The organism is Streptomyces anatolicus, assembly GCF_019400875.1.
GTDB lineage: Bacteria > Actinomycetota > Actinomycetes > Streptomycetales > Streptomycetaceae > Streptomyces > Streptomyces anatolicus.
The window spans coordinates 1-19,714 of record NZ_WMBF01000082.1; the positions used below are offsets into that span (position 1 = coordinate 1).

Sequence of the window (19,714 nt, forward strand, 5' to 3'; positions counted from 1 at the left end):
AGGCTCCCAGTAGACGACTGGGTTGATAGGCCAGATCTGGAAGCCCGGTAACGGGTGGAGGTGACTGGTACTAATAGGCCGAGGGCTTGTCCTCAGTTGCTCGCGTCCACTGTGTTGGTTCTGAAACCACGAACAACCCCGTCATGCCACATGGCGGTGCGGTTGTCAGTTTCATAGTGTTTCGGTGGTCATAGCGTGAGGGAAACGCCCGGTTACATTCCGAACCCGGAAGCTAAGCCTCATAGCGCCGATGGTACTGCAGGGGGGACCCTGTGGGAGAGTAGGACGCCGCCGAACTAATTTTGAATGGGAAACCCCCGCACCTTTCGGTGCGGGGGTTTTCTGCGTTCCGGGGCCAAGTGTTGTACGTCCGTATTCTTTGGCCCCGCACCTGGCCGGTACCGTGACGGGCATGAGCGGGCGCGCGCAGCTGATGTGGGACGAGGCGGTAACGGGTTATGACTTCGGCCCGGGGCACCCCATGGACCCGGTCAGGCTCGGGCTGACCCGGAGCCTTGTCGGTGCCTTCGGGCTCGACCGGGGGATGGACGTGGTCGCGGCCAAGCGGGCCGGCGACTCGACGCTGCGGCTCGTGCACCGCGAGGACTATGTGGCGGCGGTCAGGGCGGCCTCCTCGGACCCCGCATCCGCGCGCGGGGAGTACGGCCTCGGGACGGAGGACGACCCGGCCTTCGCCGGCATGCACGAGGTGTCGGCGCTGATCGCCGGGCAGTCCGTCGGGGCCGCGGAGGCGGTGTGGCGCGGTGAGGCGCTGCACGCGGTGAACTTCGCGGGCGGGCTGCACCACGCCATGCCCGGCGGCGCCTCCGGCTTCTGCATCTACAACGACGCGGCGCTGGCGATCGCGCGCCTGCTGGAGCTGGGCGCCGAGCGGGTCGCCTATGTGGATGTCGACGTGCACCACGGCGACGGGGTGCAGGCCGCGTTCTGGGACGACCCCCGGGTGCTGACGATCTCCCTGCACGAGCACCCCCGGACGCTCTTCCCGCAGACCGGATGGCCCGAGGAGACGGGCGCGGCGGGCGACGCCGAGGGCTCCGCGGTCAATGTCGCGCTGCCGGCCGGGACCGGGGACGCGGGCTGGGTGCGGGCCTTCCACGCCGTGGTGCCCGAGCTGCTCGCGGAGTTCCGCCCGCAGGTGCTCGTGACGCAGCACGGCGCCGACACGCACTTCGAGGACCCCCTCGCACACCTCGCCGTCTCCCTGGACGCTCAGCGGGCCGTACAGGTCGCCTGCCACGAGCTGGCCCACGAGCACGCCGAGGGGCGGTGGGTCGCCCTGGGAGGCGGGGGATACGCCGTGGTGGATGTGGTGCCGAGGTCCTGGACGCATCTCGTGGCCATCGCCGCGGGGCGCCCGGTCGAGCCCGAGGCCCCGGTCCCCGAGGAGTGGCGGCAGGAAGTGTTCACACGTACCCGGCAGTTGGCGCCCGGGCGGATGACGGATGGGCGCTGGCCCGTCCAGTGGCAGGGATGGGAGTCGGGGTACGACCCCGCCGACCGGCTCGACCAGGCCGTCCTCGCGGCCCGGCGCGCCGCGTTCCCGCTGCGGGGGCTGCTGGCGTAACGGCATATGCGCCCGCATTGTGCCCCTGTTAGCCCAACTGTGGGGGTTTTTCGGGGTTTTGACAACCCGTCGTCCGGCGATGCGCCAGCATCGGACCGTGTTGACCACCGGCGCCCTGCGTGCGCACCTCTTGGCGGCTCGGCTGGCCGGGCCCGTGGCCACCTCCCGGGAAGAGAGCCTGCGCAGTTACCGGCTCTTCGCGGCACGGGATCCGCGGCTGCTGCTCGGGCTCGACCCCGAGTGGGGCTGGGGATGCGCGGATCTGCTGCGGCTGATGGCGGACAAGTGCGGGGTCTCCGCGGATCCACGGCACACCACGGGGGCCGATGTCATCGACCCGGAGCGGACGTTGAAGGCGCTCGACGCCTTCGCCGACCGGCTCTCGGAGGCGGCACGGCGGCGGCTGCCGGTACTCTTCGGAACCGGCCACCCCCATCGACTGCTGGGCTTCTACGCCGCGTTGGCGGACGCTTTGTCGGCGGCCGGATGCACCGTACTCACCCCTGCGCAGGGCAGCAGTGTCGACATAACGACCCGGTTCGGCCTACGCACGTACAACCTTGACTACGCACAAGGCGTCGCGCTGGTGCGCGAACCCGGCGTGCGTTCCACCGGGAGTGCGACCGGCGCACACACCCATTCACCGCTCCCGGTTCGGGCCGTTCTGGATGCCGCGGCACAGGCCGGCGGACCGCTTCCCGAGTTGGTCGTCGGAGACCACGGATGGGTCTGCGGAGCAGGTCAGCTGGGGTTTGAGGCGATCGGTCTGGCGGATACGGATGATCCCGCGCTGTTCGTCGGAGAGGCCGAGGGGCGGGTGTCCGTCGTCGTTCCGCTTGATGACGCTGTGCGGTCTGATTACTACCGACCGCTTACTCGCTATGTACTCAATCGAGCGTGTCTGTCACAGTAGGCGGCCGATGGCTGCTCCTCTTCCCCACTCGCATCATCCGCCCCTAGTCTGGGGAGTGAGCGCGCAGCGACGAAGAGTCACCGGAAGGGGAAGCCGGTGCCCGTCATGTGCGGAAGGTTCAGGTGGGGTGTCATGGCTGAGAACCAGAGGCCGCTGAACGAGGTTCAGTTCCTGACCGTGGCGGAAGTCGCCTCGGTGATGCGAGTGTCCAAGATGACCGTGTACCGCTTGGTGCACAGCGGTCATCTGCCCGCCATTCGGGTCGGAAGGTCCTTCCGGGTTCCCGAGCAGGCGGTTCATGAGTATCTCCGCGAGTCATATGTGGGGGTGGAGGCCGGCTGAGGGCAGGGGCTCTCGGGCCCCTCGCCGCAGGGTCCGCGTGGATCCTTTGGCCCTCGATTACGCCCTTCACGCGGGGGCGGGTAGGCTAGGCCGACGTAGGTCGTGTGGGCCCAGTCTGCTGCCCCGCACCGAGTGAAGAGAAGTGAGCGAGGGTAGTCGTGGGCTCTGTTATCAAGAAGCGGCGTAAGCGGATGGCCAAGAAGAAGCACCGCAAGCTGCTGAAGCGCACTCGCGTTCAGCGTCGCAACAAGAAGTAGGCGATCGCTGCACAGCGGGTTTCGAAGCCCTCCCACCACCCGGTGGGAGGGCTTCGGCATGTTTGGGGCACCTGGGCGCGGTACTTGAGGGGCGGGAGCTTGGTCCGTACGTACCCCTGTGGCCGTCGTCACTTCCCGCAGCGCGCGGTCATCACAGCGCGACACCGACCCGCTAGCGTGGGCCCGGACACAGTCTGCGGTGTGCGGCGAGGGTTGGGGAAAGGCAGGCGCTGATCTTGGGCAAGGTCGTGCTCGTGACCGGAGTGGCCCGGCAGCTGGGCGGACGGTTCGTCCGGCGCGTCCAGCGAGATCCCGAGGTCGACCGGGTGATCGCCGTCGACGCGATCCCGCCCGAGCACCATCTCGGCGGCGCCGACTTCGTCCAGGCCGACATCCGGCAGCCCGCGATCGCCAAGGTGCTCGCCGAGTACGGCGTGGACACGGTCGTCCACATGGACGTGACGGCGACCGCGCTCGGCAGGGCCGGCCGGGGCTCGGTCAAGGAGACCAACGTCATCGGCACCATGCAGCTGCTCGGCGCCTGCCAGAAGTCGGCGACCGTGAAGCGGCTCGTGGTGAAGTCCAGTACGAGCGTGTACGGCTCCGCGCCCAGGGACCCCGCGGTCTTCACCGAGACGACGCCGCCGAAGTCGCTGCCCAGTGGCGGCTTCGCCAAGGACACCGTCGAGGTCGAGGGCTATGTGCGCGGCTTCGCGCGGCGCCGCCCGGATGTGGCGGTGTGCGTCCTGCGCTTCGCGAACATCCTGGGTCCTGCGGCGGAGTCCCCGCTCGCCGAGTACTTCTCGCTGCCCGTCCTGCCGACCGTCTTCGGCTACGACCCGCGCCTGCAGTTCGTCCACGAGGACGATGCGGTCGAGGTGCTGCGCCTCGGCTCGCACGAACCGCGGCGCGGGACGCTCAACAGCGGCACCTTCAACATCGCGGGCGACGGCCAGCTGCTGCTCTCGCAGTGCTCGCGGCGGCTCGGCCGCCCCACCGTGCCGGTGCTGCTCCCGGCCGTCACCTGGGTCGGCTCGGCGCTGCGCACGCTCGGCGTGACGGACTTCTCGCCGGAGCAGATCCGGCTGCTCACCCACGGCAGGGTCGTGGCCACCCGGCAGATGCGCGAGACACTGGGCTTCAGGCCCAAGTACACGACCGCGGAGACCTTCGCGGACTTCGTACGCAGCCGGGGTCCCGGCCTGCTGCCGCCAGGTGCCCTCGCGGGGGCCGTGGACAGGATCGCCGCGCTGCCCCTCGCGGGTGGCAACCGATGCGCCAACTGAGGAGAGCGTCAACGATGGCGGACGCCAAGGTCATTCCGTTCGACGACGACCGTTCGCGCGCGGGTGCGCAGCGCGCACCGCGCCGCAGGCCTGCGCCCCGGCGCGCGGGTGATCCCGCGCCCGTGAGCGAGGTCAAGGCGCTGCCGGGCCAGCAGGCCCACGAGGAGCCGCCGCCCCCGCGCCCGGAACCCGAGGACCGGCCTCAGAAGGCGCGCGGCGGCGACTGGGACCGGCGGATCGCGGGCGGCCTGGCCTTCCTCCGGCGGCGGCTCACCGGTGAGTACGAGGTCGACGACTTCGGTTACGACGAGGAGCTGACCGACCAGGTCCTGATGTCGCTGCTCCGCCCCGTCTACGAGAAGTACTTCCGGGTGGAGGTGAAGGGCGTCGAGAACATCCCCGCCGACGGCGGGGCGCTGATCGTCGCCAACCACTCGGGGACGCTGCCGCTGGACGGCCTGATGATGCAGGTCGCGGTGCACGACAACCACCCGCAGGGCCGCCATCTGCGGCTGCTCGCCGCCGACCTCGTCTTCATGCTGCCGGTCATCAACGAACTGGCCCGCAAGGCCGGCCACACGCTGGCCTGCGCGGAGGACGCGGAGCGGCTCCTGGAGCGCGGCGAGCTGGTCGGGGTGATGCCGGAGGGCTTCAAGGGCATCGGGAAGCCGTTCAGCGAGCGCTACAAGCTCCAGCGCTTCGGCCGGGGCGGCTTCGTCTCGACGGCGCTGCGCACGGGCTCGCCGATCGTGCCGTGCTCGATCGTCGGGGCGGAGGAGATCTACCCCATGATCGGCAACGCGAGGACGCTCGCCCGCATCCTCGGCTTCCCGTACTTCCCCATCACGCCTACGTTCCCGCTGCTCGGCCCGTTGGGCGCGGTGCCGTTGCCGACGAAGTGGACGATCCAGTTCGGCGAGCCGATCCCGACGGACGGCTATCCGCCGGAGGCGGCGGAGGACCCGATGCTGATGTTCAACCTGACGGACCAGGTGCGGGAACAGATCCAGCATTCGCTGTACAAGCTGTTGGTGCAGCGGCGGTCGGTGTTCTTCTGACCACGGGTACGTACGCCATTGGGGGCGCTCTCCGAGGAGGGCGCCCCCAATGACGTACTGAAGAGGGTTACTTCGCGTCCCCCTCGTCGATGCCCAGCTCCGGGAGCAGGCCGGGCAGGATCGGGGGCAGGGTGACGTCCGGCTTGGCGGAGGGGCGGTCCTTGCCCGGTTTGGGCTTGCCTGCCGACGGGGGCTGCGTGGTCTTCTCGTCCGGTGGGTCGAGGAGACCGCCCACGCTGCCGCCCAGCACGTCGTCGCCCTGGCTGTGCGGTGAGGAGGGTCTGGGCTTGCCGGAGTCGCCCGGGTCGCCGCGGTGTCCGCCGCCGCTGCCCGAGGGGGCGGAGGGGCGTCCGTCCGTGCCCTCGGAGCCGCTGGGGCGCTGGGGGGACCGGCCGGAGGGGCCGCCCTTCTCGGGGGCGCGGGGCAGCAGTGCGCGCAGGGGTTCGACCTCTTCGTCCATGGCGTCGAAGACGGAGTCCACCTGGGCGCCCACGTCCCCCAGCTGGACCGGCAGGCGGTCCTGGAGGTCGCTCCAGCTCTCCCGGTGCGACCGGGAGAACGCGGAGAGCGCCTGGATGGGGCCGAGTGAGCCGTCGCGCTCATACGCCTCGAGGAGCAGGCGGTGGCCTTCGGTGGCGTCGTGCCGCATGCCGGAGAGGGCACGCCTGACCTCGCCGAGCGACTCGTGGTCGAGCGTGCCCGAGCGGCCGCGCTCCATCAGCCTGCGGGCCTCGTTCAGCCGGGTGGAGGCCTGGTCGAGGTAGAGCCGGCCGCGGTCGACGTCGCCGTCGGCCATGCCCAGCTTGAGGTCCTCCATGCCGCGCTTGAGGCCGTACAGCGAGTCGCCCGGCAGGGCGTCCGAGCTGGCGGCCGCGACTCCGCCGAAGGCGCCGGCCGCGACGCCGACGGTGAGGCCGCCGGCGGCGATGCCCTTGGAGAGGCGGGAGCGGGGCCGCAGCTTGTGCAGCGGGCCCGCTCGGTGGGCGCCCTTGCGGGAGCGCTGTTCGGGCACCGAGGCGCCGGCGCCGCCCTCCAGGAACATGGCTTCCATCGCGGCCACGAGCTGGGCGCGCTGGACGACCTTGACCTCGGGGTCGAGGACGGGTTTGGGCAGCGCGTCGAGACCGTCCGCGAGGGCCAGCATGCGGCCCTGCTCGGTGGGCTCGGCGCGGGCCACGGTGGTTTCGGGGGACTCCACGGACGCGGCCGCGGGCGCGGTGGGCGCGGAGTCCTCGGACTGCTCGGACTGCTCGGCCGCCGGGTCCTGGTCGGAATGCTCCTCCAGGGCCTGGGCGAAGGCGTTCGCCCGCCGGTGGGCCGATACGTTCGCGATCACTGGCGGCACCTCCTCTCGTCATGACGGTCGACTCCCCAGGGGGTCCTGAGGGTTGCTTGTCCTGAACGCTTCCACACGATCGAGTGAGCGTAGGCGATCAGGGGGCAACCACAGGGAGCCTGCATCCCGCACAACGAGCGTCGCGGCACTTGGGTTACGGACGGCGGATGATCGGACCGCGAAGAATCGACGAAGGGCCGTGGCGGCCATCTGGCCGCCACGGATGGTGAGTTGGGCGATACGGACGGTGAGCGGGCGCGCCGGGGTCAGCGCGCGTCGTCCGGCAGGAGGCGGGCGAGGGTGCGCACCGCGCGGTACTGGAGCGTTTTGATCGCGCCCTCGTTCTTGCCCATGACGCGCGCGGTCTCGGCCACGGAGAGGCCCTGGAGGAAGCGCAGGGTCACGCACTCCTGCTGCTGGGGGTTGAGGCGGCGGACGGCTTCGAGCAGCGCCGCGTTCGAAAGGGACTCCAGGACGGAGTCCTCGGGGCTGCGCTCGACCTCGTTGGCGTCGAGCATTTCGCCGGTGGTCACTTCGAGGCGGAAACGGCTCGATTTGAAGTGATCGGCGACCAGGTTGCGAGCGATCGTGACCAGCCAGGCGCCGAAGTCGCGGCCCTGCCAGGTGAAGGTCCCGATACGGCGCAGGGCGCGCAGAAAGGTCTCGCTCGTGAGGTCCTCGGCGGTCGCCTTGCCGCCGACGCGGTAGTAGATGTAGCGGTAGACCGTGTCGCTGTACTGGTCGTAGAGGCGGCCGAAGGCGTCGGACTCGCCGGCCTGGGCGCGCTCGACCAGCTCCATCATGCGGGCGCTGTCGCTGTCCGCGGCGGGACGGCGGGGGGTGGGCGTTGAGGTGGCGGCAGCGGCGCCGGAACGGGCCCGTCTGTTGACTGCCGCACCGCCGTCCGCCAGGGCATAGCACGGCCCGGCGGGTGCGGGGACGGCGAGGGCGGGGACGGCCGGGACGGCATACGCGGTGGGGACGAAGCCGCGCAAGCGGTCGATGACCGTTGCGCGCAGCGTAGCCAGGCCCGAGGCGTCAACCCCGACGTGTGGGTACACGGGACTCCCAGAGGCAGAGCTTCCATCACGTGCAGTACGGAACCGTTCACTCGTCGTAGCGACGCGCGGGGTCCGTCATGCGTTTCAGGAGAATAACGCTTCGTACAGGCAGCGCTACACCCAGTTGCTCAAATCATCGATTACGTCGCTTCTGTAACCGATTGGAAGCGCTTCAAGTACCGGAGAGTGACCGCTTGTTGATCAGAATGGTTCACATTCCGTCGCCACGTGGGGCGTGTTGTGGCCGAGTGCAACCACCGTGACTGGCCGGAGACAGGGCGGGGTAGAACCGGGGGAATGCGCGGTGACCGGCGCCGTTGGGGGCGCGGGCCGGTGACGGCCGGTCAGTGGCGGCGGCGGTGCAGGGCGATCGCGGCGGCGGTGCCGCCCGCGAGCGCGCCGACGCCGGCCGCGGCGGGGATGCCGACCTTGGCGGCCTTGCGGCCGGTGCGGTAGTCGCGCAGCCGCCAGTCCCGCTCGCGTGCGTAGGTGCGCAGCTTGGCGTCGGGGTTGATCGCGTACGGGTGTCCGACGAGCGAGAGCATCGGGATGTCGTTGTGCGAGTCGCTGTACGCGGCGCAGCGGGCGAGGTCCAGGCCCTCGGCGGCGGCCAGGGCGCGCACGGCCTCGGCCTTGGCGGGGCCGTGCAGCGGCTCGCCGACGAGCTTGCCGGTGTAGACGCCGTCGATCGACTCGGCGACGGTGCCGAGGGCGCCGGTCAGGCCGAGGCGGCGGGCGATGACCGTGGCGATCTCCACGGGGGCGGCGGTGACCAGCCAGACCTTCTGGCCCGCGTCGAGGTGGGCCTGGGCCAGGGCGCGGGTGCCCGGCCAGATGCGCTCGGCCATGTACTCGTCGTAGATCTCCTCGCCGATGGTCATCAGCTCGGTGACGCGGTGGCCCTTGACGATGGAGAGGGCGCTGTCGCGGGCGTCCTGCATGTGCTCGGGGTCCTCGACGCCCGCCAGCCTGAACCACGCCTGCTGCCAGGCGAATCGGAACAGTTCCTGGCGCTCGAAGAACTTCCGCTTGTACAGGCCGCGGCCGAAGTGGAAGATCGCGGCGCCCTGCATCACGGTGTTGTCGAGGTCGAAGAAGGCGGCGGCGGCCACGTCGCCGACGACGGGGAACGCCGGTTCCGCCGGACCCTGCCCCGGCGTGCTCCGCCCGGTCAGTTCCTCCAGCTCCTGGGAGGACTTGCGGGCGGCCTCGGCCGAGGCCTCGCCTGCCAACACGCTCCGCGCCGTGGCGGAGCGCCTACGGGGGGTGAGCCATCCGAGAGCGGCCATGCCGTGAGCATAGCTAGTTCGTTCGGTGGTTCCGGAGTCGGCGGGATGCGCCCTTGTGAACTCTTCGCGACCGAGCCGTTAAACGGCGCGGGCCCGGTGCCGCCGCCGGGCGCGTCGGCGGGGCGAGAATGGGGGCATGAGCCCGATTTTTCGTCGTACGCAGAAGAAGAACCCGGCGGAGCGCACGGTCACCTTGATCGGGAAGCCGGGCTGTCATCTGTGTGATGACGCACAGCTGGTGATCGAGAAGGTCTGCGGGGAGTTGGGGGCCGCATGGGAGAAGAAGGACATCACGCAGGACGAGGAGCTGCACCGGGCCTACTGGGAGCAGATCCCGGTGGTCCTGGTGGACGGGGAGCAGCACACCTTCTGGCGGGTGGACGAGGCCCGGCTGCGGCGTGAGCTGGCCGACTGAGCGGCCGAGGTTACTGACTGGGTAGTCCAAACTGGGCGCCAAGTCGTTTACGCTTTGGGGCGGTTTTGGTCTCGGGGGCGATGATCGTGAGGAGAGTGTGCGGTTTTGCCCCCATCCAGTGAGCAACGATGTCGCCCGTGTGCCGGTTCCACGATCGTGCGCCGGGGGCGCGTGACCCCGGTCACGTTGGCCGGGCAAATCGGACACAATCTTTGTGCACGCGTTCACAAAGACATAGCCTGCTGTCGACGGGGCGGTCTGGGGACGTGTGACCGCCTGCAGCCCCGCTCTACCCGCAGGAGCACCGTGGCAACTGGCCGAACTCACCGACCGGCGACCCGCAGCCGAGGGATTCCCGAGGCCACCGTCGCCAGGCTTCCGCTGTACCTCCGAGCCCTCACCGCACTGTCGGAGCGCTCGGTGCCCACGGTCTCCTCCGAGGAGCTTGCGGCCGCCGCGGGGGTCAACTCCGCGAAGCTGCGCAAGGACTTCTCGTACCTCGGTTCGTACGGGACGCGAGGCGTGGGCTACGACGTCGAGTATCTCGTCTACCAGATCTCCCGTGAGCTGGGCCTGACGCAGGATTGGCCGGTTGTCATCGTCGGCATCGGCAACCTCGGCGCCGCGCTGGCCAACTACGGCGGCTTCGCCTCGCGTGGCTTCCGGGTCGCCGCGCTGATCGACGCCGATCCGGCAATGGCCGGAAAGCCCGTCGCCGGGATGCCCGTGCAGCACACCGACGAGCTCGAGAAGATCATCGAGGACAACGGCGTCTCCATCGGCGTCATCGCCACCCCGGCCGGGGCGGCCCAGCAGGTCTGCGAGCGGCTCGTCGCCGCCGGTGTGACCTCCATCCTGAACTTCGCGCCGACCGTCCTCTCCGTGCCGGACGGTGTCGACGTACGCAAGGTCGATCTCTCCATCGAGCTGCAGATCCTCGCCTTCCACGAGCAGCGCAAGGCCGGCGAGGAGGCCGCCGCGGACGGTGTCGTGCCGCCCGTCGCCGCCAAGCCGCACCGCAAGGGACCCGACGGGGACGTCCCCGCCGTGATGCCGGCATGAGTCTCCTGGTCGTAGGGCTGAGCCATCGCAGCGCTCCGGTGAGCGTCCTGGAGCGGGCCGCGCTGCCCGCGGACACGCAGGCCAAGCTGTTGCAGGACTCGGTGGCCGCCGAGCCCGCCGCCGAGGCCGCCGTGCTCGCCACGTGCAACCGCATCGAGCTGTACGCGGACGTCGACAAGTTCCACGCGGGTGTCGCCGAGCTTTCGACGCTGCTCGCGCAGCACAGCGGCGTGGGCCTGGAGGAGCTGACTCCTTATCTGTACGTCCACTACGAGGACCGGGCCGTCCACCACCTCTTCTCGGTGGCGTGCGGTCTCGACTCGATGGTCGTCGGCGAGGGGCAGATCCTCGGGCAGATCAAGGACGCCCTCGCGCGTGCGCAGGAGCTGCACACCGCGGGCCGTCTCCTCAACGACCTGTTCCAGCAGGCCCTCAGGGTCGGCAAGCGCGCGCACTCCGAGACCGGCATCGACCGCGCCGGGCAGTCCCTGGTCACCTTCGGCCTCGAACAGCTCGCCGTGCGCGAGCCGGTCGAGACCTGGGCCAAGGGCAAGCGCGCCCTGGTGATCGGCGCGGGCTCCATGTCCTCGCTCGCCGCGGCGACGCTCGCGCGGGCCGGGGTCGAGGAGATCGTCGTCGCCAACCGCACGCTGGAGCGCGCCGAGCGGCTCGCCGCCATCCTGGGCGAGGGCGGCGCGGGCGTGAGCGCGCGTGCCGTGCCGATGGACCAGGTGGCCCACGAACTGACACGTGCAGATGTGGCGGTGTCCTGCACGGGCGCCACCGGTCTGGTGCTGACGGCCGAGGCGGTCACCGCCGCCGTCGAGGGGCGCGTGCCCGCGGGCAGCTGGACCGGTGACGTACCGGCACAGGCCAGGAGCGGATCGGGCGGGCAGGCCGCGCAGCCGACCGTCGCCGACGAGGGCTGCCCCGTCGACCTGGCAGCCCCGCGCGGCTTCTCCGTCGCCGGTGAGGCCGCCGTCGCCGGGATGGACGCCGCCTCCCTGGAGCAGCACGCCGCCTGGGTCGACAACGCCCCGGCCGAGCGGCGCGAGGAGAAGGCCGACCCGCGGGCCGAGGCCGACGCCATCGCCGCGCTGGTGGCGGCCGCGCGCGTCTCGGGCCGGCTGCCGGAGCGGCGCAGGCCCCTCTCGTCCGCGAGCGCGGCCCGCCCGGCCGTGCTCGCCCTGCTCGACCTCGCCATGCCCCGCGACATCGACGCCGCCGTGCACCGCGTCCTCGGCGTACGGCTCGTGGACATCGAGTCGCTTGCCGAGGCCTCCGCCGACGCCCCGATGGCCGCCGACGTCGAGCAGGTGCGCGGCATCGTCTCCGACGAGGTCGCCGCCTTCGGTGCCGCACAGCGCGCCGCGCACATCACGCCGACCGTGGTCGCCCTGCGCACCATGGCCGCCGATGTGGTGGCGAGCGAGATCGCGCGGCTCGACGGACGGCTGCCGGGCCTCGCGGACAAGCAGCGCGCGGAGATCACCCAGACGGTGCGCCGCGTGGTGGACAAGCTGCTGCACGCGCCGACGGTGCGGGTCAAGCAGCTGGCCGGCGAGCCGGGCGGCGCCGGGTACGCGGACGCGCTGCGCACGCTCTTCGACCTCGACCCGCAGACGGTCGCGTCGGTCAGCAGGGCCGACCACCTGAGCGCGGAGCAGCCGAGTGCCGATCACTTGAACCCCGACCACTCGAACAACGAGAACGACGACCCGAATAGAGGCCGGGCATGACCGAGAGGGCTCTGAGGCTCGGGACCAGGCGCAGCAAGCTGGCCATGGCCCAGTCGGGCCAAGTGGCAGAGAAGGTACGGCAGTTGACCGGCCGCCCCGTCGAACTCGTGGAGATCACGACGTACGGCGACACCTCGCGCGAGCACCTGGCGCAGATCGGCGGCACCGGCGTCTTCGTCGCCGCCCTGCGCGAGGCGCTGGTGAAGGGCGAGGTCGACCTCGCCGTGCACTCGCTCAAGGACCTGCCCACCGCGCAGCCCGCGGAGCTGGTCCTGGCCGCCGTGCCGGAGCGCGAGGACCCCCGCGACGTCCTGATCGCGCGCGACGGGCTGACCTTCGCCGAGCTGCCCGACGGCGCTCGCGTGGGCACCGGCTCGCCGCGCCGGATGGCGCAGCTGAACGCGTATGCGCGCAGCCACGGCATGACCATCGAGACCGTGCCGATCCGCGGGAACATCGACACCCGCGTCGGATACGTGCACAACGGAGAGCTGGACGCCGTCGTGCTCGCCGCCGCCGGACTGAGCCGCATCGGCCGGACCGACGAGGTGACCGACTTCCTGTCGGTCGACACCGTTCTGCCCGCCCCCGGCCAGGGGGCACTGGCGATCGAGTGTGCCGCGCACAACGCGTCACTCGCCGCCGCGCTCGCCGAGCTCGACGACCCGTACACCCGGGCCGCCGTCACCGCCGAGCGGTCCCTGCTCGCCGCCCTGGAAGCCGGTTGCAGCGCACCTGTGGGTGCGTTGGCCGACCTCCTGGCCGACGGGCAGATTGTCAAGGAAATGCGCCTGCGCGGCGTCGTCGGCACGACCGACGGCTCGACGCTGGTGCAGCTGTCCACCACCGGTCCCGTGCCCGAGACGGAGACCCAAGCCATGGCGCTGGGCCGCGAACTCGCGGTCGAGATGCTCGCCAAGGGCGCGGCCGGTCTGATGGGGGAGCGAGCACTTTGAGCCCCACCTCGAACCTTCCCGGCATTCCCGCACACGGGCACGTCACCTTCCTCGGTGCCGGACCCGGAGATCCGGGACTGCTGACCCTTCGCGCCGTCGAGGCGCTGGCCCGAGCGGATGTGCTGATCGCCGAGCCGGATGTGCTCGATGTCGTCCGTGTGCATGCCAAGGGAGGTGTGGACACACCCCTGCCGCCGGCGGCTGACGACACGTCAGCGACCGCGGACACGGCGACGATCCGAGTCGCCACCAATCTTGTCATGGAGGCCGCGAGGAGCGGCAAGCGGGTCGTGCGCGCGGTCAGCGGCGACCCCGGCCTCGACACGGACGCGGCCGAGGAGATGCTCGCCTGCGCCGCCGAGGGCGTCTCCTTCGAGGTCGTGCCGGGCATCGCGGCCGCGGTCGGTGTGCCCGCGTACGCCGGTGTGCCGCTGCGGGACGCGCAGGGCGCGGACGTCCGGTTCGTCGACGCCCGCACGGCCTCCGACCGCTGCTGGAGCGAGGTCGGCGCGTCCGACGGCACCGCGGTGGTCTCCACGTCGCTCGACTCCGTCGCGGCGGCCGCGGGCGAGCTGGTGGCCGCGGGCCGCAAGCCGGACACCCCGATGACGGTGACCGTCGCCGGTACGACGACGCGCCAGCGCACCTGGAACGCGACGCTCGGCACCATCGCGCAGGTGCTCAAGCAGGCGAAGGTGCTGCCCTCGCCCGACGGGGGGCAGCCCGTCATAGCCGTGGTCGGCGAGCGCTCCGCCGCCGCCCGGCGCGAGCAGCTGTCGTGGTTCGAGTCGAAGCCCCTCTTCGGCTGGCGCGTGCTCGTGCCGCGTACGAAGGAGCAGGCGGCCTCGCTCTCCGACCAGCTGCGCTCCTACGGCGCGGTGCCGCACGAGGTGCCGACCATCGCGGTCGAGCCGCCGCGCACGCCCCAGCAGATGGAGCGCGCGGTCAAGGGCCTGGTCACCGGGCGGTACGAGTGGATCGCCTTCACGTCGGTCAACGCGGTGAAGGCGGTGCGGGAGAAGTTCGAGGAGTACGGGCTCGACGCGCGTGCCTTCGCCGGGATCAAGGTCGCGGCCGTCGGTGAGCAGACCGCCGCCGCGCTGATCGCCTTCGGCGTCAAGCCCGACCTGGTGCCGAGCGGTGAGCAGTCGGCCGCGGGGCTCCTGGAGGACTGGCCGCCGTACGACCCGGTCTTCGACCCGATCGACCGCGTCTTCCTGCCGCGGGCCGACATCGCCACGGAGACGCTGGTCGCCGGTCTCATCGACCTGGGCTGGGAGGTCGACGACGTCACGGCCTACCGGACCGTGCGCGCCTCGCCGCCGCCGGCCGAGACACGGGAGGCCATCAAGGGCGGCGGTTTCGACGCCGTGCTCTTCACGTCCTCCTCGACCGTGCGCAACCTCGTGGGCATCGCGGGCAAGCCGCACAACGTGACCGTGATCGCCTGTATCGGTCCCGCCACCGCGAAGACCGCGGAGGAGCACGGGCTGCGGGTGGACGTGATGGCTCCGGAGCCCTCGGTCCTCAAGCTGGCCCAGGCGCTCGCCGACTTCGGTTCGCAGCGGCGGGCCGCGGCGCTCGACGCCGGGGATCCGGTGACGCGGCCGAGCGAGCGGCGGCCCGGTTCGCGCCGGCGACGCACCGCGCCGTAGGTTCTTGTGGGCGGGCCTTCGGGCCCGCCCACAACGACATCAGCAGCGAATCCAGGTGACGTCAGTGACGAAGTACGGATCTTTCCCAGGAGCGCGGCCGCGGCGGCTGCGGACGACTCCGGCCATGCGGCGCATGGTCGCCGAGACGCGGCTGCACCCGGCCGATCTGATCCTGCCCGCGTTCGTGCGCGAGGGGATCAGCGAGCCGGTGGCGATCAACTCCATGCCCGGCGTCTTCCAGCACACCCGCGACACCTTGAAGAAGGCGGCCGTCGAGGCGGTGGAGGCCGGGGTCTCCGGGATCATGCTCTTCGGCGTGCCGGAGGAGTCCAAGAAGGACGCCGCGGGGACGGTGGGCACCGAACCCGACGGGATCCTGCAGCTCGCTCTGCGGGACGTGCGCGCCGAGGTCGGTGACGACCTCATCGTCATGTCCGACCTGTGCCTGGACGAGTTCACCGACCACGGTCACTGCGGCGTCCTCGACGCCGAGGGGCGCGTCGACAACGACGCGACCCTTGAGCGGTACGCGGAGATGGCGCAGGTCCAGGCCGACGCGGGCGCCCATGTGGTGGGCCCGAGCGGCATGATGGACGGTCAGGTCGGTGTCGTACGCGACGCGTTGGACCAGTCGGGGCACGAGGACGTGTCGATCCTCGCGTACACCGTGAAGTACTCCTCGGCCTTCTTCGGCCCCTTCCGCGAGGCCGTCGGCTCGTCCCTCAAGGGCGACCGCAAGACCTACCAGCAGGACCCGGCCAACACCCGGGAGTCCCTGCGGGAACTGGCGCTCGACCTCGAAGAGGGCGCCGACATGGTGATGGTCAAGCCGGCCGGGCCCTACCTCGACATCCTCGCGAGGGTCGCCGACGCGGTGGACGTGCCGGTGGCGGCGTACCAGATCAGCGGTGAGTACGCGATGATCGAGGCCGCCGCCGAGCGGGGCTGGATCGACCGGGACAAGGCGATCATGGAGTCCCTTACGGGGATCAAGCGCGCGGGCGCGAACATGATCCTCACGTACTGGGCGACCGAGGTGGCGCGGCAGCTGTAGCGGGCCCTTGACCTGAAGTGCGGTTGAGGTCGCAGGGTGTGTGCACAGGGGCCCACGGAGGGCCTGTCCGAGGAGGACATGATGCACGCCGTTGTTCTGCATGAGTTCGGGCCCGCCGAGAATCTGCGATCCGCACCTGGCCCGACCCCGTCGCGGGGCCCGGCCAGGTGCGGATCGCCGTGCGGGCGGCCGGGGCGCACTTTGTGGAGACCGTGATGCGGGCCGGTGAGGCCTCGGACAAGGCGCCCCCGCTGCCGGAGCTGCCGTCCGTGTTCGGCGGCGAGGTCGCGGGCGTCGTCGACGCGGTCGGCCCCGGTGTCGACGCCGCATGGCTGGGCCGGTCCGTGGTGACCTCGCACGGGGCCCCCGGTGGGTACGCCGAACTCGCGGTCGCCGATGTCGCCGGGCTGCATGACGTGCCGGACGGCCTCGGCTTCGAGGAGGCGGTGACCATGGTGATGACCGGGGCCACCACCATGGGGCTGCTCGGGGTCGCTCGACTCCGCGCCGACGACGTGGTGTTGGTGACGTCCGCCGCCGGGGGCGTGGGGCGGCTCGTCGTGCAGTACGCGCACGCTCTCGGCGCGACGGTCGTGGGGGCGGCGGGCGGTCCCGGCAAGGTCGACGCGGTGCGGGCGCTGGGCGCCGATGTCGCCGTGGACTACAACCGGCCCGGGTGGGCCGACACCGTCCGCGAGCGGCTCGGGGGGCGTCCGGTGACCGCCGTCCTGGACGGGGTCGGGGGCGAGAAGGCCGCCGCCGCCTTCGAGTTGATCGGGCGGGGCGGGCGGTACGTCGTCATCGGCTGGGCCTCCAAGGAGGCGTTCGAGCCCGTGCCGGAGCTTCTTGCCGAGCGGGAAATCTCGTACGCCAATGCCCTCATGGAGCTGCTCGGACACCCCGAGGAGGCGCCCGCGCGCGAGCGGGAGGCTCTGGAGGCCGCGGCGAAGGGGGAGTTGGTGCCCTCCTGGCAGGCGTTCCCGCTGGCGCGGGCGGCGCAGGCGCATGCGGCGATGGAGCGGCGGGAGACGACGGGCAAGGTGGTCCTGGTCCCGTAGCCGGATGCCTGCCGGCCGTGCGCGGCGCCGGTCAGAAGGCCGGGACGGATCGCTCCAGGCGGCGCGTGCGGTAGCTGTCGGCGTCGAGGGTGATGATCTCCGCGTGGTGGGCGAGGCGGTCCACCGTCGCGGAGGCCATCGCGCTGTCGCCGAACACCTCGTCCCAGCGGCTCAGCGGACGGTTGCCGGTGACGATCAGCGAGGCCCGCTCGTAGCGGTGCGAGACGAGCTGGAAGAGCAGGTGAGCGACCTCGGAGTCGAAGGGCACGTAACCCACCTCGTCCACGACGAGCACGGGGTACGCGTCGAGCCGGGCCAGCTCCTCGCGCAGCCGCCCCGCCGCCTTGGCGTCCGCGAGCCGGGCGCCCCACTCGGCGGCGGTCGCGAACAGCACCTGGTGACCGGCCTGGCAGGCCCGTACGCCGAGGGCCACCGCCAGGTGCGTCTTGCCCGTGCCCGGCCCGCCGAGCAGCACCACGTTCGCCTTGCGGGTGACGAAGTCGACCTTGCCGAGCCGGGTGATCACCTGCGGTTCGGGGGCCCGCAGATGCCCCTCGTCGAACATCTCCAGGACCTTCCTCGCCGGGAACCCGGCGGCCTCGATGCGCTCCTCGGCCCCGTCCCCCGCCGACTCCGCCGTCTCCGGTCCCCTGTCGGCAGCATCGCCGTCCCGCTGGGCCGGGATCACCGCGGTGGGCACTCCCTCCTTCGCGGTGCGCGACCTGCTCTCGTGCGCCGCCATGGGCCCGGACATATAGGCGAGGATCGCCGCGGACGCGATGAACGCCATGTGGATGACCGTGCCCCACAGCAGGTCGTGCCGGGGCGTGTGGTGCACGTCGACGAACATCTGGAGCAGATGCACCGACGAGATGCCCACGATGGCGGTGGCCAGCTTCACCTTCAGCACGTTGGAGTTGACGTGTGACAGCCATTCGGGCTGGTCCCGGTGGCCTTGCAGACCGATCCGCGACACGAAGGTCTCGTACCCCCCGACGATCACCATGATCAGCAGATTGGCGATCATCACCACGTCGACGAGCTTGAGGACGGCGAGCATGACGTGCGTCTCGTCCGCGTGACCGCTGATGACGTGGTGGATGAGGTGCCACAACTCGTTGAAGAACTTGTATACGTAGACCCCCTGCGCGGCCACCAGGCCGAAGTACAGGGGCGCTTGGAGCCAACGGGTCGCGAAGAGGGCACACCCCATCGTGGTCATGTTCGGCGGGGGCGAGGCGGAGCGGGACACGAGACCTCCAACGGCCGGAAGGTTCGTCATTCTTGTGCGCCGCCGCCGACAATCTGAATTCGTGCCACCCGTTGGGGTTAATAGAAATCCAGTCGGACCGGTCCTCCTCGCCGGTCGTCCGGCCTCGTCCTCACTCCTTCTTGATCAGGGTGGCGAGGCGGGAGAGGCCGTCGGCGCCGTACCCCTCGGCGACCGAGCGGTCCAGGAGGGCCTGGAGCGGTTCGAACAGATCGCCGCTCAGGCCCTGCTGGGCGAAGGCGGCCAGGAAGTTGGGGAGTGCGGCCTGGTTGATCGCCAGGGACGACACGTCGGTGAGGTGCTGGCCGGAGTCCAGCGCCTCGGCCATGCCGGGCACCAGGCCGTCCGTCATCGCGTTGACCCAGTCCTTCAGGAGGGGCGCGAAGTCACGGGCCGGGACCCCTCCGGTGCCGATCAGGGCGTAGGCCTGGGCGACGCCCATCACCATGCCGTACATGCCGGTGAGCAGGGACAGGTCGTAGAGCGCGGCGGCGCCCGGGTCCTTGCCGACCCACTTGGTCTCCGCGAGCGCCGCCAGCGTGGGCCGGTGCGTCTCGTACGCCTCTTCGTCGGTGCCGCTGTACAGGATGTACGCGCCGGGGGTGGCGATCATCTGCGGTACGGCCATGATGCCGCCGTCGATGTACGTGATGCCGTGCTCGGCCGCCCAGTGCGCCAGCTCCCGCGCCTGCGCCGGGGTTCCGTTGGTGAGGTTCACGACGGTGCGGCCTGCGAGGGCGGTGGCCTCGGGCTCCAGGAGGGCGCGGACGCCGTCGTTGGTCGTCAGGCAGACGATGACGAGGGCGCTCGCCTCGATGGCCTCCGCTGCTGTCCCGGCCGGGGTGGCGCCCTGGGCGGTCAGGGGGCCCGTCTTGGCGGCGGTGCGGTTCCAGACGGTCGTCCGGTGGCCCGCCTTGAGCAGGGCGGCAGCGAGGGCACTGCCCATCAGGCCGAGGCCCAGGACGGATACGGACGCGGGGTGTTCGGTGCGGGTGGGCACGGGGGCTCCTTCGGAGGCGCTGCGGTGGGGATGCCTCCGAGCTTCGCGTGACCCTGCGGTTGGGACAAGTACCGACTAATTAGTGCGGTACTTACCTTTCGGTGAGTGAGCGGGGATGCGCGCGGTGCGCCGGTTGGCGGTCGGATGCGGAACCGTGCTGTGCTTAATCGCCGTCTGTGCCAGGGGCATTGGCTCGCCCGGCAGGTGGTGGGGAACGTGGGACGGAAGGGTGGAGGGTGTGCATGGCGTCTCTCGCGGAGCTGCTGCGGGGGCTCAAGGAGCGGTCCGGGCTCAGCTACGGGGTGCTGGCCAAGCGGCTCCATATGAGTACGTCCACCTTGCACCGGTACTGCAACGGCGACGCGGTGCCGGTGG

Annotated in this window: 18 protein-coding genes, 2 rRNA genes and 1 pseudogene; 16 read left to right on the plus strand and 5 right to left on the minus strand. The window is 71.0% G+C overall.

The annotated features are described in order from the left end of the window. The 8 genes from GKQ77_RS10810 to GKQ77_RS10845 all read left to right on the plus strand — a co-directional run. Positions 1–94, plus strand: a 23S ribosomal RNA gene (locus GKQ77_RS10810); the annotation flags it as partial. 86 nt (positions 95–180) lie between these two features. Further along, positions 181–297: ribosomal RNA gene (rrf, locus tag GKQ77_RS10815) — 5S ribosomal RNA — on the plus strand. Positions 298–412: 115 nt separating this feature from the next. Beyond that, on the plus strand, positions 413–1,588 hold the full coding sequence (locus tag GKQ77_RS10820; RefSeq protein WP_219688505.1) for an acetoin utilization protein AcuC: 1,176 nt from the start codon (positions 413–415) through the stop codon (positions 1,586–1,588). A gap of 97 nt (positions 1,589–1,685) precedes the next feature. After that, entirely contained in the window at positions 1,686–2,501 is an 816-nt protein-coding gene (locus tag GKQ77_RS10825) for a phosphatase (RefSeq protein WP_219688506.1), read from the plus strand. A 132-nt stretch (positions 2,502–2,633) separates the two neighbouring features. Further along, positions 2,634–2,843 carry a helix-turn-helix domain-containing protein gene (locus GKQ77_RS10830; protein ID WP_062770509.1) on the plus strand — a complete coding sequence of 70 codons (210 nt, stop codon included), beginning with the start codon at positions 2,634–2,636 and terminating at the stop codon, positions 2,841–2,843. Between the two features lie 158 nt (positions 2,844–3,001). Continuing rightward, positions 3,002–3,100 (plus strand): 30S ribosomal protein bS22, encoded by a 99-nt coding sequence (locus tag GKQ77_RS10835; protein ID WP_003948845.1) that lies wholly within the window; start codon positions 3,002–3,004, stop codon positions 3,098–3,100. A 236-nt stretch (positions 3,101–3,336) separates the two neighbouring features. Further along, positions 3,337–4,386, plus strand: coding sequence for an NAD-dependent epimerase/dehydratase family protein (locus tag GKQ77_RS10840; RefSeq protein WP_219688507.1), 1,050 nt, complete (start codon positions 3,337–3,339; stop codon positions 4,384–4,386). A gap of 14 nt (positions 4,387–4,400) precedes the next feature. Then, the gene (locus tag GKQ77_RS10845) at positions 4,401–5,444 is read left to right on the plus strand and encodes a lysophospholipid acyltransferase family protein (RefSeq protein ID WP_219688508.1); all 1,044 of its coding nucleotides are present in this window, start codon (positions 4,401–4,403) and stop codon (positions 5,442–5,444) included. Between the two features lie 67 nt (positions 5,445–5,511). Here the strand turns inward: GKQ77_RS10845 and GKQ77_RS10850 are convergent, their stop codons facing one another. The 3 genes from GKQ77_RS10850 to GKQ77_RS10860 form a co-directional block, all read right to left on the minus strand. Continuing rightward, positions 5,512–6,780, minus strand: coding sequence for a DUF5667 domain-containing protein (locus GKQ77_RS10850; protein ID WP_219688509.1), 1,269 nt, complete (start codon positions 6,778–6,780; stop codon positions 5,512–5,514). Between the two features lie 266 nt (positions 6,781–7,046). Next, positions 7,047–7,841 carry an ECF subfamily RNA polymerase sigma factor, BldN family gene (locus tag GKQ77_RS10855; protein WP_125514319.1) on the minus strand — a complete coding sequence of 265 codons (795 nt, stop codon included), beginning with the start codon at positions 7,839–7,841 and terminating at the stop codon, positions 7,047–7,049. A gap of 344 nt (positions 7,842–8,185) precedes the next feature. Further along, a complete protein-coding gene (locus GKQ77_RS10860; protein ID WP_219688510.1) occupies positions 8,186–9,130 on the minus strand; it encodes an HAD family hydrolase in 945 nt (314 codons plus the stop codon). 136 nt (positions 9,131–9,266) lie between these two features. Between GKQ77_RS10860 and GKQ77_RS10865 the strand changes: the two genes are divergently transcribed. The 7 genes and pseudogenes from GKQ77_RS10865 to GKQ77_RS10895 all read left to right on the plus strand — a co-directional run bounded on the left by GKQ77_RS10865 (position 9,267) and on the right by GKQ77_RS10895 (position 17,069). After that, positions 9,267–9,545, plus strand: a complete 279-nt coding sequence (locus GKQ77_RS10865) for a glutaredoxin family protein (RefSeq protein ID WP_219688511.1) — start codon at positions 9,267–9,269, stop codon at positions 9,543–9,545. A gap of 306 nt (positions 9,546–9,851) precedes the next feature. Further along, positions 9,852–10,607: a redox-sensing transcriptional repressor Rex gene (locus GKQ77_RS10870; protein WP_125514322.1), complete on the plus strand. Its 756-nt coding sequence runs from the start codon at positions 9,852–9,854 to the stop codon at positions 10,605–10,607. Beyond that, a complete protein-coding gene (locus GKQ77_RS10875) occupies positions 10,604–12,346 on the plus strand; it encodes a glutamyl-tRNA reductase (protein ID WP_219688512.1) in 1,743 nt (580 codons plus the stop codon). Before GKQ77_RS10870 ends, GKQ77_RS10875 begins: the two co-directional genes overlap by 4 nt. Further along, positions 12,343–13,302 (plus strand): hydroxymethylbilane synthase, encoded by a 960-nt coding sequence (hemC, locus tag GKQ77_RS10880; protein WP_219688513.1) that lies wholly within the window; start codon positions 12,343–12,345, stop codon positions 13,300–13,302. Before GKQ77_RS10875 ends, hemC begins: the two co-directional genes overlap by 4 nt. Then, complete coding sequence (locus GKQ77_RS10885; RefSeq protein WP_219688514.1) at positions 13,299–14,957, plus strand: bifunctional uroporphyrinogen-III C-methyltransferase/uroporphyrinogen-III synthase; 1,659 nt, start codon at positions 13,299–13,301, stop codon at positions 14,955–14,957. The genes hemC and GKQ77_RS10885 overlap by 4 nt, the downstream gene beginning before the upstream one ends. Before the next feature lie 64 nt (positions 14,958–15,021). Continuing rightward, a complete protein-coding gene (gene hemB, locus GKQ77_RS10890) occupies positions 15,022–16,011 on the plus strand; it encodes a porphobilinogen synthase (RefSeq protein ID WP_219688515.1) in 990 nt (329 codons plus the stop codon). An 81-nt stretch (positions 16,012–16,092) separates the two neighbouring features. Beyond that, a pseudogene (locus GKQ77_RS10895) lies at positions 16,093–17,069 on the plus strand (zinc-binding dehydrogenase). Between the two features lie 31 nt (positions 17,070–17,100). On the opposite strand, the gene istB reads toward GKQ77_RS10895, so the two are convergent. Continuing rightward, positions 17,101–18,291: an IS21-like element helper ATPase IstB gene (istB, locus tag GKQ77_RS33885; protein WP_219688516.1), complete on the minus strand. Its 1,191-nt coding sequence runs from the start codon at positions 18,289–18,291 to the stop codon at positions 17,101–17,103. A gap of 160 nt (positions 18,292–18,451) precedes the next feature. Then, on the minus strand, positions 18,452–19,339 hold the full coding sequence (locus tag GKQ77_RS10905) for an NAD(P)-dependent oxidoreductase (RefSeq protein ID WP_308117619.1): 888 nt from the start codon (positions 19,337–19,339) through the stop codon (positions 18,452–18,454). A 242-nt stretch (positions 19,340–19,581) separates the two neighbouring features. On the opposite strand from GKQ77_RS10905, the gene GKQ77_RS10910 reads away from it, so the two are divergent. Further along, on the plus strand, positions 19,582–19,714 hold a 133-nt coding region (locus GKQ77_RS10910; RefSeq protein ID WP_219688518.1), incomplete at its 3' end, for a helix-turn-helix domain-containing protein.

What these genes read in the sequence shown, in the direction of transcription:
- GKQ77_RS10820 (WP_219688505.1), top strand. Translation starts at nt 413, where the DNA reads ATGAGCGGGCGCGCGCAGCTGATGTGGGACGAGGCGGTAACGGGTTAT.
- GKQ77_RS10830 (WP_062770509.1), top strand. Translation starts at nt 2,634, where the DNA reads ATGGCTGAGAACCAGAGGCCGCTGAACGAGGTTCAGTTCCTGACCGTG.
- GKQ77_RS10845 (WP_219688508.1), top strand. Translation starts at nt 4,401, where the DNA reads ATGGCGGACGCCAAGGTCATTCCGTTCGACGACGACCGTTCGCGCGCG.
- GKQ77_RS10860 (WP_219688510.1), bottom strand. Translation starts at nt 9,130, where the DNA reads ATGGCCGCTCTCGGATGGCTCACCCCCCGTAGGCGCTCCGCCACGGCG.
- GKQ77_RS10865 (WP_219688511.1), top strand. Translation starts at nt 9,267, where the DNA reads ATGAGCCCGATTTTTCGTCGTACGCAGAAGAAGAACCCGGCGGAGCGC.
- GKQ77_RS10875 (WP_219688512.1), top strand. Translation starts at nt 10,604, where the DNA reads ATGAGTCTCCTGGTCGTAGGGCTGAGCCATCGCAGCGCTCCGGTGAGC.
- hemC (WP_219688513.1), top strand. Translation starts at nt 12,343, where the DNA reads ATGACCGAGAGGGCTCTGAGGCTCGGGACCAGGCGCAGCAAGCTGGCC.
- istB (WP_219688516.1), bottom strand. Translation starts at nt 18,291, where the DNA reads ATGACCACGATGGGGTGTGCCCTCTTCGCGACCCGTTGGCTCCAAGCG.